The following is a 16,216-nucleotide window of genomic DNA, read 5'->3' on the forward strand; positions in this document are numbered from 1 at the left end:
ATGCGATGAATAAAAAAGGTGGGAAGTTCAGAAGCCAAAATCAGGGATGAGGCTCGAAGAATTTAAGTATTTATTAATCCGGTAGCTCGCCTGGCTCGGAGAATATCAGTCGCGGTCAGGAATGGAGTCTGTTCCTGCCAGCTAAACCCTTTGCGGTCGATGCGTACCAGTTCATAACGTTCCACCAGAAAATTAACAGCATCGGCGAGCGTGATTCCTGCATCGATATGCTCCTCGATGGCCGCGTCGTCATGGAATGGTGTGTCGTTAAGCGTCAGGCCGTAATGGTGATCCAGCAGATACGTTAAAAGTTGCTGCCAGACCTGCACGGGCGACGGACTTGACGAAACCGGCACCTTGGCCGGTACAGTTGAAATGTGCATGGGTAGAATCCTGAGAAAAGAAGAAGAGAGAAGGTGTTACGGTGTGGGATAAATAGAGATGTAAACGTAACCGCAGCTACCACGGGTATCAGCTATACAGGTTAAACTCGCAAGTTGAATTTTCACCTGACGTTGCTGATGTGGATTTAGTTCGCCAGCACGCAGTATATCTTCCAGTTGTTCGACAAACAGCGGGAAAGCCAGATCTATTCTCTGCAGGTGCATTGGGCTAAAACTCCCCGTCAATCCAGCCCTGTCAGCCAGGTAATACAGCCGGTTGCCTTCCTGAACTAATCTAGCGCCAAATCGAGGGGTGATATCGCTTTGTAGACCCCATTCATGATGGTGGTGTGATTGACATGAAAACCTCTGTTTAAAGCAAACTCTGCTCAGCAAAAGACACCACTTCGTTCCCAACAACCAAATGATCCAGCACTCGCACTTCTACCAGTGCTAGCGCTTTCACTATCCGCTGAGTGAGGTGTTTGTCATGCTGACTGATTTCTGTCGTACCTGACGGATGGTTATGCGCCAGAATTACCGCAGCGGCATTGTGTTTCAGAGCTAATTTAACCACTTCGCGGGGATGAACTTCGGTATGGCTGAGTGTGCCGGTAAATAGAGTTTCGCATCCCAGTAGGCAGTGCTGATTATCGAGATACATCACGATAAAAACTTCACGCTCCTGATGAGCCATCTGTAATTGCAGCCAGGTCTTAGTGAAGCTGGTGGAGGTAAATGGCTCACTCGGTTGACGCTGATATTTCTCCAGCAGGCGTAATGCCCGACGAATGACGCGTTGCTCGTTTGCAGGAAATACCGGGGATAAATTAAATACAGACATTTTTGTTCCTTAAAACAAAAAGCCTCGCCGGTTTATTGGCAAGGCCTGAGGGAAGGGATAATAAAAAGGTTCATGAGGCAAGCTGCAGCATATTCTCAGCCATCACCCACAGAGCACGGTTAAGCTTCACATCACCGTCGATACCTTTTACAGCACGAGTATGGGCACGTTTGCCTTTGGTGGTTCGTCCAGACAGCCCGCCTTTAATCAGGTTTTGCTGAATGCGCTGATAAGTGGTCCACAGGTCGTTACTTTCATCCTGCCAGCGGCGCGGGGATAGGATTTGCGAATCCGTCACCGGCTGATGCTCTTCACCAAAGCGATAGGTTAATGCCGCTTTCGCCATCGCCTGCTGTGCTGGCGGAGTTAACATTAGCGACTGCATGGCATCGCGTTTCTCTTCTACACGGTCAAATATTCCCAGCACTTCGTAAGCCCCTTCAATGACTTTCTCCACCACGTTGCCTTTATGAGGTACACGAACCTCACCAAAACTCTCACCGCAAATTAATCCATTCTGGCAGACTGAACGAAATAATCCCGGCAACATCTGATAACTGCTCGAACCATCGTGGCTGTTGAGCAGAATAATTTCCGGAACTTGCTTGCCAGTGATTTGGCCCTCACGACGAAGACGCAGCATGTGTTTGGTGTGTTCGCGCTTGCTCTGGTCGCGTACTCGGGTCTGGCAGGCAAAGAAAGGCTGGAAACCTTCACGTTGCAGATTATCGAGCAGGGTTATTGTCGGGATATAAGTGTATCGGTCGCTGCGGGACTCATGCTTTTCTTCACTGAAGACGCTGGGCACGTAATGTGCCAGTTCGTCGTGAGTTAATGGGCGGTCGCGGCGTACAACATTGGCCGCACCAAAGCGGCTGGCTAAACGGGTCATAGTTGTTTCCTTATTGGAAAATTAAAAACAAAAAGGCCATGCTTCCCGAAGGAGGCATGACCTGATGTTGTTGTGAGTCTGAGGTCTGGCAGATTTAAGGTCTAAGCCAGTTATGATGCCTTATTCACAGCAACTGATACTGACAGTGGCTGATAAGACTGAGGGTCGAAAACGGACAGTGGCAGCCTGGCCTGATGGCCGTTGTGCTCTTCGGTCGCCTTCATGATTTCAATAGTGCTGACGTTTTCGACACATTCATGCTCAAGAAAAGCTTCCTGAGAACGAGTAGCATCGCTGTCGCCAAAGGGGGCTACGTCCATTGTTCCCGTCGCCAGCGTGTTGCCCGCCTTGTCTTTCAGCCCCAGCAAAACAGACAGAGGGCCAAAACCCACACCGCTACCACCATTATCCAGACGGAACTGATACACACAGATATTACCGGGAGTCCACACGGTATCGGTGTTGCGGATACTGATATAGCGTTGTTCATCTGCGTAAGCAGATGATGGATGGCACAGCATTAAAACGACAATGGCAGATAAGGTTTTAGCCAATCGTCTGACGAGTGGCATGATTTTGCTGTAACTAGGTTTTGCCCATACCCTTACTATTGTGAAAGAAGGTATATCTATATCTTTCTGACAATCCTTTTCCATCGTTCTTTTCCTTCAGTGGCATTTGGGAGGTGGGTTTTGAGAAGTGCTCAGCAGTTGCCTGTTCGACGACACAATTCCGCTAAGCTTTGCTGTGCGACCCATTGCTGTAGTTTCCGATCCTCTTCCGAGCGCTTAGCCGCCAATGTGGCTTGCTGCTGTTTATTCACACAATTATCTGGCATCACCATAATGACTTTTGGGGCTATCTGTTGTCTGACTTTTGCAATCTTAGCCTTAAGAACAGCATCCGTATCTTGGGGTGCAGACCAGTCGGGGTATATAAGAGCATCGATAGCCTTATCACGTACCGAAGCTTGGTTATCAATAACGGCAAAGTAGCAGCCTTCCCCTTTATCATCTCCCTGATAAACCGTTTCAATATCGTTGTAGGTTTCACCGACAGGATTCAGTTTTAATTGACGAATAGTGTGGGTTTTCTTATCGGCCAGGAAAATTGCACCACCACCACGGGTACGTAGCAAAAACTGCTTCGTCCACGGGTAGTTATCAATAACATTGGCCTGGTAGAGCATATTGTGCAGCATATTGTCATCCATGCCATCAGCTGATTTCCAGCCGTCAGCCTGCATGTACTCCCAGGCTTTGACAGAGCCGACGATATTGCCAGCGTCAGCCGGAAAAACTGCACTCAGACAAATGCTGGTAGCCAGCAATGTAGTGGTAAGTAATTTCATCGTGGTTATTCCTTCTGAGGTATAAGCCCGCCGGCAGTTGCGACAAGCAATGAATGGAAAAAGCGAAAGTGGGGTAAAGCCTGAAGAAAATCCGGGTGAGAGAGGATATCGCGCATCGCTATATCAGGAGCGAAGCTGCCGTTGTGGAGCGTGACTGCACGAATATCCGTCAAGGGAAATACTGCGATCCGGGTCTGATGCTCGCCTGTCAGATACCACTCGCCGTCACGCAGAACCAGCCGATAGGGAGCGAGGCCTGTACAGCGGCAACCGTTACCGAGCAGCGTCACCTTTCGATGTTCTGATATCGCGCTCACCAACCGAGTGAATACGCCTGATTCTGGGGATGAAACCTGGTCTGTTCCCTGCCAGATAAGGCAAGGAGACTCTCCTGATCCGCTCAACAGTGAACTGACCAGATGGTTATCCATATCAGGAAACAGAGCTTCAACGCCTGACTGACGGGCAAATTTCATCACCGCTAACTCTCTCTGGCGGCTACCGGATAGCAAGCGGCATCGGCCTTTGCGATACTCCAGATCCAGGTACATCAGACGTTCCCGAAAGTCCCGGCGTAGAGTTCGAACCGACACACCAAATTCAGTTGCCAGCGCTCGTAAATCCAGTGTTTCTCCAGCCACCAGACGGCTGATAATTAACGACAGTCGGACGGCAAGCCGATCATGACGACATTCAACCTGAACCATGAGGCAGGTTCTCCAGTAATATAATTAACTGAAAATAAAACGGTAATTCTAACGAGGGGGAGGGACAGGGAATGGACACCAGAAGACGTATTTTTTACAGTTGCCAAAATCAACCGTGACGGGGCATAAAGGGAAAACTGTCGGAATTTAGCAGATTATAAAACATCAGAACGGACAGGGTATGTCCCGAAGATAATGGCAGGTAAGCCAGCTCAGAAGAAAATCCAGTCCCAAACGGCGCGAGCAGCTGATACTACGGCATCGCGGACAGTGCGAATAACTGCTTTCAGTGGCGCGGGAATAAATGATGCCGCTTCCGCAGAATCAAATACCTCCCCGACCGCATTACCAAAGCACTCACGAGCCTGCTTTTTTACCGGTTCACTACATAACCTCCCATGCAGTTGTGTCGCCAATGGGCTGGTGGCTCGGTCTGGCAGGCAGCACATCATCGTTTCTATCATTGATGGGAGATTCCATTCTGTTCTCGCTGAGACAGCGCATACCGGATGATGTGGTGAGAATAACTGGCGAATAGACGCCAGCCTGGCCTCAATATTCACCCACTGGTGCGGTGATGGTGCATTGCCGGTGACATACCACTCATGGCTTGGCTCGATTTTGTCAACCTGATTAACGACAAACAGAAACCGTTGTTGGTAGCCAGTCATCACTCGCCGGTAGAAGCGTTCATCCACAGAGAAGGCTCGATCATCGGCTTTGATAACCCACAGGATGAGATCCAGCTCAGGGAGAATATTGCGATATAGAGATTCATATTCTTTATCCCGTTGCTCGCTCTCGCCTACTCCGGGTAGGTCTATTAGTATCAGGCTATGGTCACCACTGCTCAGACGCAATCGCATTACGTCACGGGTGCAGGCGTGGACATCACTAATGGGCGTAACCTCACCCTGGAAAAGCGCATTACAGAGAGATGATTTACCCGCGCCTGTTTTGCCCATGATCCCGATGACTGGTTCGTAGTGAGTGAGTTTTTGAACATGGTCAAGAATATGTCTGCCAATGGCATGGGGGAGTGACGCTAGTGGCTTTTCAATGGCCTTTAGACCTTCTGATTTTTTCATGAAACGACCTCAGACAGAAAAACAAAACCTCCGAGCCAAGAAGGCGTCGGAGGTGATTCATTGCGATAATATCTGTCTGAAATTATTTGGAATGATGTTCAGATGGGTACCCTATTCCCCATCTGGTTTAATACTATCTAGTCTTCAATATACTGACACGTGAGTACTCGTTATCGATAAGGCATTTGAGTGTCTCATCTAGCGTCATGTTTTTATTTTCAGCAATCTGGCCCAGCCTTTTTTGGTATAGTTTATTCAATTTCAAGGGAGGAGTTGTATCTTTAATCTTTTTCCTACGGGCTTTTTGCTCCCAAGCTTTACTCAGTTCTTCTAGCAATATTTCTTTGCAGCTTAAAGTACTAGTACCACCCAACCCATGCGAAATGAACTTCCTATCCGTCCTTCTTTTATTTTCTTTCAGATAACCTAGTTGTTCGTCACTCCACCCTTTCCAGTTATCAAAGATAGCAATAATAAAATGGTAGCGTTGCTCACAGGAAATAGGTTTGGTATCAATAGAAATATATTTCTTCCTCATTTGCTCCCAAACCCATAAACATTGCTCTTCATTATTCTTATCCAGCCATGAAAATGCTCTAGGGAACTGATTGCTGGCATTAGCCCAATCACCCATCACTTCCGTGATAGCCAGGTCTGCTAACCTCGTCGATGGGTACATTTTCAAAATGGTATCGATTATTTTTTCCATTACATCTGGGATGACATCCGTATTAGTTACCTTGGAGAAGTCTAATCCATTAGCTTGCTCACATTTTGGTGGGGAAAAATTCAGATCCAAGTCCTGCAGATTTATGTCTAAATCCTGGAAGTTTATCTCGCCTTTATTAGTTATTTTTCCCGTATTTTGAGGAGACATGACCACATCGGGGGCATGGATATGAAACTGTGGCATATCGAGCTTTGTTCGGATGTTCGTACTGGCGAGTGCTACGGTTTTGTTCGCTAGTAAACGAAAGAGAAAGAAATGCATTGCCCTTGGGTTTTTCCTCAACCACTTTAGGCGACTTGCCTGTCGCAATCTCTTTTTTCGCATTTCCTGTTCATCGAATTCATACTCCTCCATGGTGCCCCTCCTGCTCCAGAATGGTTGTTTTCCATCATTTCACTCAAGAGTAAAAGAAGCAAACCCAGATGTAAATCATGCTTTTTTGAAGGTGAAAATGATATAAAAACAGCGTAATAACGTAGTAAAAATGTAGCGTTAAATTTCAGATACAATAAAAAATATCAATAAGTTAGATATAACACTTAGCTTTTTCCGCATCAAAAATACATTATTCTACTTACAACCCACGAAGAAACCTACCCCATGATGTTCTGCACAAAAATCGTAGCCAAAGTCAGCAGTCACGTCCTTCTACCATTAACTCGATTGAGTGCTCAGTAACTACCAAGGAAAGAAGTGGATGCTTTATTCACTCCCGCTGTAAGCGGCCTTTTGACCTGCAATGAAAAAATTTCCCTTAGTGCAGTGTTCAATGGCAGCCAAGAAATTGGTATGGAGTGGCGTTCAGAAAACTCAGTAGCTGATAGCTGGCGGTTCGTTATGATGCAGCACTTAGGGGCTCAATTTCCCTCTAGGCCGGTAGTGACATAGAGGTCAATGGCCTTCAACTTTTTTACAGATTACCGGGTTGGTATGCCGAAGCACGTGGTCGTTATCAAACATCACGAGTCCGGCTTACCTTTCTTAACCGGAGAATCAAATAATGAACACCCATCTTTCTCTTTTAGAAGACCAGTTTGTCAATATGGCTTATATCACCAGTCTGACTGGCTTAACGGACAAGTGGTTCTACAAGCTAATTAAAGATGATGTTTTCCCAAAACCAATAAAAATGGGTCGTAGCTCCCGCTGGCTAAAAAGCGAAGTTGAAGCTTGGCTCCAGGAACGTATTAACCAATCCCGTAAATAACCTCAATCCGAACTAACGTTGCAGTACGAAGATAGTTATCCGGATCCCCGGAGATTTTCTGCTGCCTGTAATTTAAGCCAGAAGGAATATAAACGATGAAAGACTATAAACCGCGTTACGAAGAACTTCAAAAATGCTACCAGACCTGGTTGACGGATTTTACGAAGCTGACTGTCCGGCAGGGAATGTGCCATCAAAACATATATCACTATCATAGCCTGACGGTTGGCTGTCTAAGTTTTCATGGTAAAGAAGCTGTTATTGCTATTGTGCCCCGCTGGCTACACCGGCTTATTTACGGAAAGGCAGCGGCAGCATCATTATCGATAGATGATGACCTGAACGTAAGCTTATTTACGCAGGAGCACTTATTGGCCCACCACCCCATGCTTGAAGGTGTTCTGCTTTCCGAATGCGTCCGTTTAAAACACCGTTCACTGGCAAATAAGCTCACCAGCCTGTTTCAGCAGTTTAGCGGAACTGAGCTGCGTCTGAAGCTTGTATGGCTATGCTGGTACGATTTGATGTTGGGGAATTGTCTTGCTGATTGGATTGAAAGTCTCAAGTTCAAAACAAGCGAGGAGGTAAATAACTGGGTTAATGACCGACAGGCTGAGAACCATATGCTTACCAGTATGATGGATGAGTACGTCTGTTTTGCCTACCGCACTGTACTCGATCCGCTGAATTGAGCCTCAAGCCTTGTTCTGTAAGGGCTAAGAAATGTTCAGGGAGTTAAAATTAATATCGGTTAATTAATATAATTAATAGGTACTCCCTTTTTATATTCCTCTTAAACCTGTCTTCAGATCTGCCCATTAATAATCCATCCCTCAGCTTCTTGCCGAGGAATTCCCCTCCTCTACATGGCTGATCCAAGCTGCCGTCAGGAAATAACCACATGAAGATTGAACGATCCTGGACACCAGACTGGTTTCTGGAGTCTGTCTTGAACTGGCATACGGATAGTATGATCAACCGGTATGCTTGCCTGCGGGCTATTCGAATAGACCTGTTCTACAAAAATGGAACGCCTAGATATGCACAACCTCGACACCACCAACTGGAACTGGATATCCAATTATTAATGAAAAACATGATGAGTCTGCGGGCCGTAGTAGGTTATTTCTGGGTCATAGAGTGGACTGAGGATCACCGCTACCACGCCCATGCAGTCTTCTGGTTAGATGGTAATCGGACCCAGATAACTTATCCATGGGCTGCGAAAGCGGGCGAGCTATGGAGCAACATTACAGACAGGGAAGGCTGGCATCACCGTTGCGAGTACAAGGAACACTATCGAGCAAATATCAATATCCCTGTTCACTACAACGATCCTGGAAGTATTACCAACATACGGCAGGTACTCGCCTATATGACAAAAATCCAACAGAAGGAGGGGTTGCTACTCCACGGCTGCAATGAAGTACCTGAGCGTCCACTGACAGGTCGTCCACGACTTCCCCTGCGACTCAACTGAACAGGTATGCAATTTTATCTGCTGCAGGATACGCTCTGATGCCCAATGCGGCAGACCAGAAAACGGTTGCTGCAGCACAGCAAATAATCAAATTTTGATAATGCACACAGATACAGGTAACTGGCATAGCCTTTCTGCCCTCGTGAAACCACTTATCGGAAGAGTCATAACTGGATCTGATATAGATACAGTCGTTGTGAACAAATTGCGGTAAAATCCCGTCAACAGTAGTTGCTAAGAATCGAACATAGGATAAAAAATGACAAGCTTTCAACAGCGTGCGGAACTACATCGTCAAATCTGGGCCATCGCTAACGACGTTAGAGGCTCGGTAGATGGATGGGATTTTAAGCAGTATGTCCTTGGTGCGCTTTTCTACCGCTTTATCAGTGAAAATTTTTCCAGTTACATCGAAGCCGGTGATGACAGCATCCACTATGCTGCGCTGGATGACAGTATCATTACCGATGACATCAAAGATGATGCCATCAAAACCAAAGGCTATTTCATTTACCCGAGCCAGCTGTTCTGCAATGTTGCAGCTAAAGCCAATACCAACGACAAGCTGAATGCTGATTTAAACAGCATTTTTGTCGCCATTGAAAGCTCGGCTTATGGTTACCCGTCCGAAGCTGACATTAAAGGCCTGTTTGCTGATTTTGACACCACCAGTAACCGTCTTGGTAACACCGTTAAAGACAAAAATAGCCGTCTGGCCGCTGTCCTGAAAGGTGTTGAAGGTTTAAAACTGGGTAACTTTAACGACCACCAGATTGACTTGTTCGGTGATGCGTATGAGTTCCTGATTTCTAACTATGCGGCGAATGCCGGTAAGTCTGGCGGGGAGTTCTTCACTCCACAGCACGTTTCAAAACTGATTGCACAACTGGCAATGCACGGTCAGACCCACGTCAATAAAATCTACGACCCGGCAGCAGGCTCAGGCTCACTGCTACTGCAGGCCAAAAAGCAGTTTGATAACCACATCATCGAAGAAGGCTTCTTTGGTCAGGAAATAAACCATACGACGTTCAACCTGGCGCGTATGAACATGTTTCTGCACAACATTAACTACGACAAATTTGATATCAGACTGGGCAATACCCTGACTGAACCACACTTTGGTGACGAAAAGCCGTTTGATGCGATTGTGTCGAACCCGCCATATTCGGTGAAATGGATTGGCAGTGATGACCCGACACTGATTAACGATGAGCGTTTCGCACCAGCAGGCGTACTGGCACCTAAATCAAAAGCTGACTTTGCGTTTGTGCTTCATGCGCTGAACTATCTTTCCGCCAAAGGCCGGGCGGCGATTGTCTGCTTCCCGGGGATCTTCTACCGTGGCGGCGCAGAGCAGAAAATCCGCCAGTATCTGGTTGATAACAACTATGTTGAGACGGTGATTTCTCTCGCACCGAACTTGTTCTTCGGCACCACCATTGCCGTCAATATTCTTGTGCTGTCAAAGCATAAAACTGATACCAGCGTGCAGTTCATCGATGCCAGCGGTCTGTTTAAAAAAGAAACCAATAACAATATTCTCACCGATGCGCATATAGAACAGATTATGCAGATATTTGCCAGCAAGGCAGATACTGACCATCTGGCGAAATCAGTGCCTTTTGAAAAAGTGGCCGGGAATGATTACAACCTGTCTGTCAGCAGCTACGTGGAAGCCAAAGACACCCGTGAAATCGTCGATATTGCGGAACTGAATGCTGAGTTGAAAACTACCGTCAGCAAAATCGATCAGTTACGTAAAGATATTGATGCGATTGTGGCTGAAATTGAAGGCAGTGAGGCGCAATCATGAACGAGATGAGTTATCTGGAAAAACTATTGGATGGAGTTCATGTTGAATGGAAATCGCTTGGGGAAGTGGCCTCTTTGAGACGAGGCAGAGTTATGTCAAAAGGGTATTTGATTGATAATATGGGGAAATACCCAGTATACAGTTCTCAAACAGCCAATAATGGGAAAATTGGTTCTATAGACACCTTTGATTTTGATGGTGAATATATTAGCTGGACAACCGATGGAGCAAATGCAGGGACTGTATTCTATCGCACCGGAAAATTTTCGATAACTAATGTCTGCGGACTCATTAAAATTAACGAAGAAGAAGTAGTAATAAACTACAAATACCTTTTTTATTGGCTAACTATTGAAGCCAAGAAGCATGTATATTCAGGAATGGGAAACCCAAAGTTAATGAGCCACCAGGTTGAAAAAATACCTGTGCCAATCCCTTGCCTGAACAATCCAGAAGAATCCCTCGCCATCCAGTCTGAAATCGTCCGGATTCTGGATACATTTACTGCACTTACCGCTGAGCTTACCGCTGAGCTTACCGCTGAGCTTAGCATGCGTAAAAAGCAGTACAACTACTATCGCGACCAGTTGCTGAGTTTTGACGATGATGAGGTTGAGTGGAAGATGCTAGGGGATGTAACAAAAAAATGGTACTCAGGCGGAACACCTACAGCAGGCAAAGCTGAGTATTATGAAAATGGTGATATTCCTTGGTTAAGGACTCAAGAGGTTAAGTTCTCCGATATCAACAGTACTGAAATAAAAATAACTCAAGCTGCGTTAAAGAATTCTGCAGCAAAATGGATTCCAGAAAATTGTGTAATTATTGCTATTTCAGGAGCAACGGCGGGACGGTCTGCCATAAATAAAATCCCTTTAACAACCAACCAGCACTGTGGTTGTTTAGAAATTGACGACACAAAGGCGTTATATCGTTATGTCTTCCATTGGGTAAGCTTCAATTATGAAAACATAAAGTCGCTGGGACAAGGTGCCAGAGGTGACCTCAACTCAACCATTATAAAAAATTTCAAACTTCCTATACCTTATGCAACCGCCCCTGATAAATCACTTGAAGAACAAGCTCGCATTGTTGAAATTTTGGATAAATTCGACACGCTGACCAACTCCATCACTGAAGGCCTTCCCCGCGAAATCGAGTTGCGCCAAAAACAGTACGAATATTATCGGGACATGCTATTTAGCTTCCCGAAGCCGGAAGTGGCAGAGGCATAACATGAGCAAGACACTCCTGGAAATAGCCCAACAGCTGAGTACGCCTAAGAAAGTCAAAAAAAATGTCTCTGAAAAAACAAAGGAAGTTGAAGAGACTAAGCCTGTACCAAAGGTGCAGTTAATCTACGCTTTCAATGGCACAGGCAAGACACGTCTTTCCCGAAATTTCAAACAATGGATTGCGTCCAAAGTCATTGACGTAGAAGGAGAAGGTGAAGACGAAGCTGAACAGTACGAGTTGCCGCGCAAAAAAATCCTTTATTACAATGCTTTCACTGAGGACTTGTTCTATTGGGATAACGATCTGCAAGAAGACGCCGAGCCGAAGCTGAAGGTGCAGCCGAATTCCTATACAAACTGGTTGCTGACATTGCTAAAAGATTTGGGGCAGGATGGCAATATCGTCCGTTATTTCCAGCGCTATGCGAACGACAAGCTAACGCCACACTTCAATCCAGATTTTACCGAAGTTACTTTTTCCATGGAGCGCGGCAACGATGAACGTTCCGCCCATATCAAGTTATCTAAAGGCGAAGAGAGCAACTTCATCTGGAGTGTTTTTTACACCTTGCTGGATCAAGTCGTCACAATTCTCAATGTCGCCGATCCGGATGTACGTGAGAACCGAGAGTTTGATCAACTGGAATATGTATTCATTGATGATCCCGTTAGCTCCCTTGATGATAACCATTTGATTGAATTAGCAGTCAATCTTGCAGGGCTGATCAAATCCAGTGAATCCGATTTGAAGTTCATTATCACGACGCATAATCCACTATTTTATAATGTGCTTTTCAATGAGCTGAACGGAAAAGCTTGTTACATGTTGGAGAGTTTTGAGGATGGTACATTTGCCCTCACAGAAAAACATGGCGACTCTAACAAGAGTTTTTCCTATCATCTCCACCTAAAGCAAACCATCGAACAGGCTATTGTTAATAACAACGTGGAAAGATATCACTTCACGTTACTGCGCAATCTGTATGAGAAAACGGCCAGTTTTTTGGGCTACCCTAGATGGTCCCTACTTTTACCTGACGACAAAGAACTCTATTTGAATAGAATTATGCAGTTCACAAGTCACTGTACGCTATCGAATGAAGCCGTTGCAGAACCAACGCCAGCGGAGAAAGCAACGGTCAAACTGTTGCTCGAACACTTGAAAGATAACTATAACTTCTGGCAGCAGGAACAAAAAAATGGTTGATTGTACCAAGCCAATTGCTGAGTCCAATAATTTTATCATTTTGGACAAATACAACCCGGACTGGAAGATTACCGAGAGCTACCAGAGCGAAGGTGATCTGGAGCGTGAGCTGATTCAGGATTTAGTTAACCAGGGCTATGAATACCTGCCAACCCTGAACAACACCAAGGCTATGCTCGCCAATGTCAGGGAACAGTTGCAAAGCCTTAACAATGTGGAGTTCCTGGAGGCTGAATGGCGTCGCTTTGTAGAAACCTGGATGGACAAGCCCAGCGATGGCGTTGTCGAAAAGGCCCGCAAAATTCATGATGATTATGTTCATGATTTCGTCTTCGACGATGGCCGTATTCAGAATATCTATCTGCTGGATAGAAAAAACGTCCTTCGCAATAAAGTGCAGGTCATCAAGCAGTTTGAACAAGCAGGCACGCATGCCAATCGCTACGATGTCACCATTCTGGTCAATGGCCTGCCGCTGGTACAAATTGAATTGAAAAAACGCGGTGTCGCTATACGTGAAGCCTTCAATCAGATACACCGTTACAGCAAGGAAAGCTTTAACAGTGACAATTCTCTGTTTAAGTACCTGCAACTGTTTGTGATATCCAACGGCACCGATACCCGTTACTTTGCCAATACCACCAAGCGGGATAAAAACAGTTTTGATTTCTCCATGAACTGGGCGAAGTCCGACAACACGTTGATTAAAGACCTGAAGGACTTCACCGCCACGTTTTTCCAGAAGCATACCCTGCTCAATGTGCTGTTTAACTACAGCGTGTTTGACAGTAGCCAGACGCTGCTGGTGATGCGCCCCTATCAGATTGCTGCCACCGAGCGAATCCTATGGAAAATTAACAGTTCCTTTACCGCGAAGAACTGGTCAAAGCCAGAAAGCGGGGGATTTATCTGGCACACTACCGGATCAGGCAAAACCCTGACCAGCTTTAAGGCCGCACGGCTGGCAACCGAACTGGACTTTATTGATAAAGTCTTCTTTGTGGTCGACAGGAAAGATCTCGATTACCAGACCATAAAAGAGTATCAGCGCTTCTCGCCGGACAGCGTTAATGGTTCTGACAATACTGCAGGCCTTAAAAGGAATCTGGATAAAGACGATAATAAAATTATCGTCACTACTATTCAGAAACTGAATAACCTGATGAAGGCGGAAGCGGACTTGTCCGTCTATCAGCAGCAGGTGGTGTTTATTTTTGATGAATGTCACCGTAGTCAGTTTGGTGAAGCACAGAAGAACTTAAAAAAGAAATTCAAACGGTATTACCAGTTCGGTTTTACCGGCACGCCCATTTTCCCACAAAACGCATTAGGGTCGGAAACGACCGCCAGCGTTTTTGGCCGTGAGTTACATTCTTACGTGATTACCGATGCCATTCGTGATGAAAAGGTGCTGAAGTTTAAGGTGGACTATAACGATGTCCGACCGCAGTTTAAGGCGCTGGAAACCGAAACCGACGAGAAAAAACTCAGCGCTGCAGAAAATCAGCAGGCTTTTCTTCACCCACTGCGCATTCAGGAAATCACACAGTACATTCTGAATAACTTCCGCCAGAAAACGCATCGCTCTTTCCCTGGTGCCAGAGGTTTTAATGCCATGCTGGCGGTAAGTAGTGTGGATGCGGCAAAAGCGTATTACGCGACGTTTAAAGAGCTACAGGAAGAGGCGGCTAATAAATCAGCCAGCTATAAACCGTTGCGGGTGGCAACCATCTTCTCTTTTGCGGCCAATGAAGAACAAAGCGCTATCGGTGACATTACTGATGAAAGCTTTGATACCAGTGCAATGAACAGCAGCGCCAAAGAGTTTCTGGATGCAGCCATTGATGATTATAACGCTCACTTTAAGACGAATTTCAGCACTGACAGCAACGGCTTTCAAAACTATTACCGTGATTTGGCCCTGCGAGTTAAAAATCAGGACATCGACCTGCTCATTGTGGTGGGAATGTTTTTAACCGGTTTTGACGCTCCGACGCTGAACACCCTGTTCGTCGATAAAAACCTGCGTTATCACGGCTTGATGCAGGCATTCTCCCGTACCAACCGTATCTTTGATGCCACCAAGACCTTCGGCAATATAGTGACGTTCAGGGATCTTGAACGCGCAACCATTGATGCTATTACGCTGTTTGGTGATAAGAACACCAAAAATGTGGTGCTGGAGAAAAGCTACAAAGAGTACATGGAGGGCTTTACTGATATCGTGACAGGTGAGGCCAAGCGCGGCTTTATGGATATTGTGACGACCTTGGAACACCAGTTCCCTGATCCGGCTAGCATTGATAGCGAGAAGGGGAAAAAAGCCTTCGTTAAACTGTTTGGTGAATACCTGCGGGCTGAAAATATCCTGCAAAACTACGACGAATTTGCCATGCTGAAAGATCTGCAAAAAGTCGATATCAGCGATTCCGATGCCGTGGAAACCTTCAAGACAGCGCATTATCTTGACGATGAAAAGTTTGCCGAATTACAGACCATTCGTCTCCCCACAGAACGTAAGATTCAGGACTATCGTTCAGCCTACAATGATATCCGTGACTGGCAGCGTCGCGAGAAAGTGGCTAGTGACAAGGATAAGTCAACCACTGACTGGGATGATGTCGTGTTTGAAATTGACCTACTGAAATCTCAGGAAATTAACCTGGACTACATTCTTGGTCTAATTTTTGAACACAACAGGCAGAAGAAAGGTAAAGAGGCACTGACTGAAGAGGTTAGACGGTTAATTCGCTCAAGTCTAGGTAACAGGGCAAAAGAAGGTCTGATTGTTGACTTTATTCAGCAGACTAACCTTGATGACATGCCGGACAAAGCCAGCATCATTGATGCGTTCTTCATTTTTGCTCAGCGTGAGCAGCAGCGTGAAGCTGACGCATTGATAAAAGAAGAAAACCTGAATGAAGAGGCTGCAAAGCGCTATATCCGTACATCGCTAAAACGCGAATATGCCACCGAAAATGGTACTGAGTTAAACGAGACTCTACCGAAGCTTAGTCCGTTAAACCCGCAGTACAAAACGAAAAAACAGACCGTTTTCCAGAAAATTGGTGAATTTATTGAGAAGTTTAAAGGGGTGGGTGGACAAATTTAGCCGTGGGCGCATAGGGGGACAAAGTGGTCCCCCTTACCTATGCCAGCGTTCGATACAACTGTCAGTGATAAATATATTCTTATTGACTGAAGTGCATATTCCGGGTTGTTAGATAACGATCGATAAAACCATCGTTAATAGACGCGGTCTATTTTTAAATTGGT

15 protein-coding genes and 1 pseudogene are annotated in these 16,216 nt (G+C 45.8%); 7 read left to right on the forward strand and 9 right to left on the reverse strand.

The annotated features are described in order from the left end of the window. Positions 1-62: 62 nt before the first annotated feature. From ACR6JA_RS14485 to ACR6JA_RS14525, 9 genes and pseudogenes are all read right to left on the reverse strand, one after another. Positions 63-383, reverse strand: coding sequence for a TA system toxin CbtA family protein (locus ACR6JA_RS14485; protein WP_494493755.1), 321 nt, complete (start codon positions 381-383; stop codon positions 63-65). Between the two features lie 36 nt (positions 384-419). Further along, positions 420-744: pseudogene (locus tag ACR6JA_RS14490) on the reverse strand (type IV toxin-antitoxin system YeeU family antitoxin). A 12-nt stretch (positions 745-756) separates the two neighbouring features. Beyond that, positions 757-1,227, reverse strand: a complete 471-nt coding sequence (gene radC, locus ACR6JA_RS14495; protein ID WP_494493756.1) for a RadC family protein — start codon at positions 1,225-1,227, stop codon at positions 757-759. A gap of 70 nt (positions 1,228-1,297) precedes the next feature. Beyond that, the gene (locus ACR6JA_RS14500; protein ID WP_494493757.1) at positions 1,298-2,119 is read right to left on the reverse strand and encodes a DUF932 domain-containing protein; all 822 of its coding nucleotides are present in this window, start codon (positions 2,117-2,119) and stop codon (positions 1,298-1,300) included. A 110-nt stretch (positions 2,120-2,229) separates the two neighbouring features. Beyond that, the gene (locus tag ACR6JA_RS14505) at positions 2,230-2,691 is read right to left on the reverse strand and encodes an IrmA family protein (protein WP_494493813.1); all 462 of its coding nucleotides are present in this window, start codon (positions 2,689-2,691) and stop codon (positions 2,230-2,232) included. 131 nt (positions 2,692-2,822) lie between these two features. Next, the gene (locus ACR6JA_RS14510) at positions 2,823-3,470 is read right to left on the reverse strand and encodes a hypothetical protein (RefSeq protein WP_494493758.1); all 648 of its coding nucleotides are present in this window, start codon (positions 3,468-3,470) and stop codon (positions 2,823-2,825) included. Positions 3,471-3,475: 5 nt separating this feature from the next. After that, complete coding sequence (locus ACR6JA_RS14515; RefSeq protein ID WP_494493759.1) at positions 3,476-4,177, reverse strand: WYL domain-containing protein; 702 nt, start codon at positions 4,175-4,177, stop codon at positions 3,476-3,478. 212 nt (positions 4,178-4,389) lie between these two features. Then, a complete protein-coding gene (locus ACR6JA_RS14520; protein ID WP_019704406.1) occupies positions 4,390-5,265 on the reverse strand; it encodes a GTPase family protein in 876 nt (291 codons plus the stop codon). 133 nt (positions 5,266-5,398) lie between these two features. Then, positions 5,399-6,349: a hypothetical protein gene (locus tag ACR6JA_RS14525; protein WP_462918098.1), complete on the reverse strand. Its 951-nt coding sequence runs from the start codon at positions 6,347-6,349 to the stop codon at positions 5,399-5,401. A gap of 646 nt (positions 6,350-6,995) precedes the next feature. Between ACR6JA_RS14525 and ACR6JA_RS14530 the strand changes: the two genes are divergently transcribed. The 7 genes from ACR6JA_RS14530 (at position 6,996) to ACR6JA_RS14560 (ending at position 16,052) form a co-directional block, all read left to right on the forward strand. Further along, complete coding sequence (locus ACR6JA_RS14530) at positions 6,996-7,202, forward strand: helix-turn-helix transcriptional regulator (RefSeq protein ID WP_004186771.1); 207 nt, start codon at positions 6,996-6,998, stop codon at positions 7,200-7,202. A 95-nt stretch (positions 7,203-7,297) separates the two neighbouring features. Further along, entirely contained in the window at positions 7,298-7,894 is a 597-nt protein-coding gene (locus ACR6JA_RS14535; protein WP_494493760.1) for a hypothetical protein, read from the forward strand. A gap of 209 nt (positions 7,895-8,103) precedes the next feature. Beyond that, on the forward strand, positions 8,104-8,682 hold the full coding sequence (locus ACR6JA_RS14540; RefSeq protein ID WP_494493761.1) for a YagK/YfjJ domain-containing protein: 579 nt from the start codon (positions 8,104-8,106) through the stop codon (positions 8,680-8,682). Positions 8,683-8,941: 259 nt separating this feature from the next. Further along, positions 8,942-10,498, forward strand: coding sequence for a type I restriction-modification system subunit M (locus ACR6JA_RS14545; protein WP_494493762.1), 1,557 nt, complete (start codon positions 8,942-8,944; stop codon positions 10,496-10,498). Beyond that, positions 10,495-11,733 (forward strand): restriction endonuclease subunit S, encoded by a 1,239-nt coding sequence (locus ACR6JA_RS14550; RefSeq protein ID WP_494493763.1) that lies wholly within the window; start codon positions 10,495-10,497, stop codon positions 11,731-11,733. Before ACR6JA_RS14545 ends, ACR6JA_RS14550 begins: the two co-directional genes overlap by 4 nt. A 1-nt stretch (position 11,734) precedes the next feature. Beyond that, a complete protein-coding gene (locus ACR6JA_RS14555) occupies positions 11,735-12,940 on the forward strand; it encodes an ATP-binding protein (RefSeq protein ID WP_303756577.1) in 1,206 nt (401 codons plus the stop codon). Continuing rightward, positions 12,933-16,052, forward strand: a complete 3,120-nt coding sequence (locus tag ACR6JA_RS14560) for an HsdR family type I site-specific deoxyribonuclease (protein ID WP_494493764.1) — start codon at positions 12,933-12,935, stop codon at positions 16,050-16,052. The genes ACR6JA_RS14555 and ACR6JA_RS14560 overlap by 8 nt, the downstream gene beginning before the upstream one ends. Positions 16,053-16,216: the final 164 nt, after the last annotated feature.

It is taken from the genome of Cedecea sp. B1(4) (genome assembly GCF_059414925.1).

Bases quoted from the DNA above. Each gene is read 5' to 3' on its own strand.
- ACR6JA_RS14540 (WP_494493761.1), top strand. From the start codon at position 8,104: ATGAAGATTGAACGATCCTGGACACCAGACTGGTTTCTGGAGTCTGTC.
- ACR6JA_RS14530 (WP_004186771.1), top strand. From the start codon at position 6,996: ATGAACACCCATCTTTCTCTTTTAGAAGACCAGTTTGTCAATATGGCT.
- ACR6JA_RS14525 (WP_462918098.1), bottom strand. From the start codon at position 6,349: ATGGAGGAGTATGAATTCGATGAACAGGAAATGCGAAAAAAGAGATTG.
- ACR6JA_RS14560 (WP_494493764.1), top strand. From the start codon at position 12,933: ATGGTTGATTGTACCAAGCCAATTGCTGAGTCCAATAATTTTATCATT.
- ACR6JA_RS14485 (WP_494493755.1), bottom strand. From the start codon at position 383: ATGCACATTTCAACTGTACCGGCCAAGGTGCCGGTTTCGTCAAGTCCG.
- radC (WP_494493756.1), bottom strand. From the start codon at position 1,227: ATGTCTGTATTTAATTTATCCCCGGTATTTCCTGCAAACGAGCAACGC.
- ACR6JA_RS14535 (WP_494493760.1), top strand. From the start codon at position 7,298: ATGAAAGACTATAAACCGCGTTACGAAGAACTTCAAAAATGCTACCAG.
- ACR6JA_RS14520 (WP_019704406.1), bottom strand. From the start codon at position 5,265: ATGAAAAAATCAGAAGGTCTAAAGGCCATTGAAAAGCCACTAGCGTCA.
- ACR6JA_RS14545 (WP_494493762.1), top strand. From the start codon at position 8,942: ATGACAAGCTTTCAACAGCGTGCGGAACTACATCGTCAAATCTGGGCC.
- ACR6JA_RS14555 (WP_303756577.1), top strand. From the start codon at position 11,735: ATGAGCAAGACACTCCTGGAAATAGCCCAACAGCTGAGTACGCCTAAG.
- ACR6JA_RS14500 (WP_494493757.1), bottom strand. From the start codon at position 2,119: ATGACCCGTTTAGCCAGCCGCTTTGGTGCGGCCAATGTTGTACGCCGC.
- ACR6JA_RS14510 (WP_494493758.1), bottom strand. From the start codon at position 3,470: ATGAAATTACTTACCACTACATTGCTGGCTACCAGCATTTGTCTGAGT.
- ACR6JA_RS14515 (WP_494493759.1), bottom strand. From the start codon at position 4,177: ATGGTTCAGGTTGAATGTCGTCATGATCGGCTTGCCGTCCGACTGTCG.
- ACR6JA_RS14505 (WP_494493813.1), bottom strand. From the start codon at position 2,691: ATGCCACTCGTCAGACGATTGGCTAAAACCTTATCTGCCATTGTCGTT.
- ACR6JA_RS14550 (WP_494493763.1), top strand. From the start codon at position 10,495: ATGAACGAGATGAGTTATCTGGAAAAACTATTGGATGGAGTTCATGTT.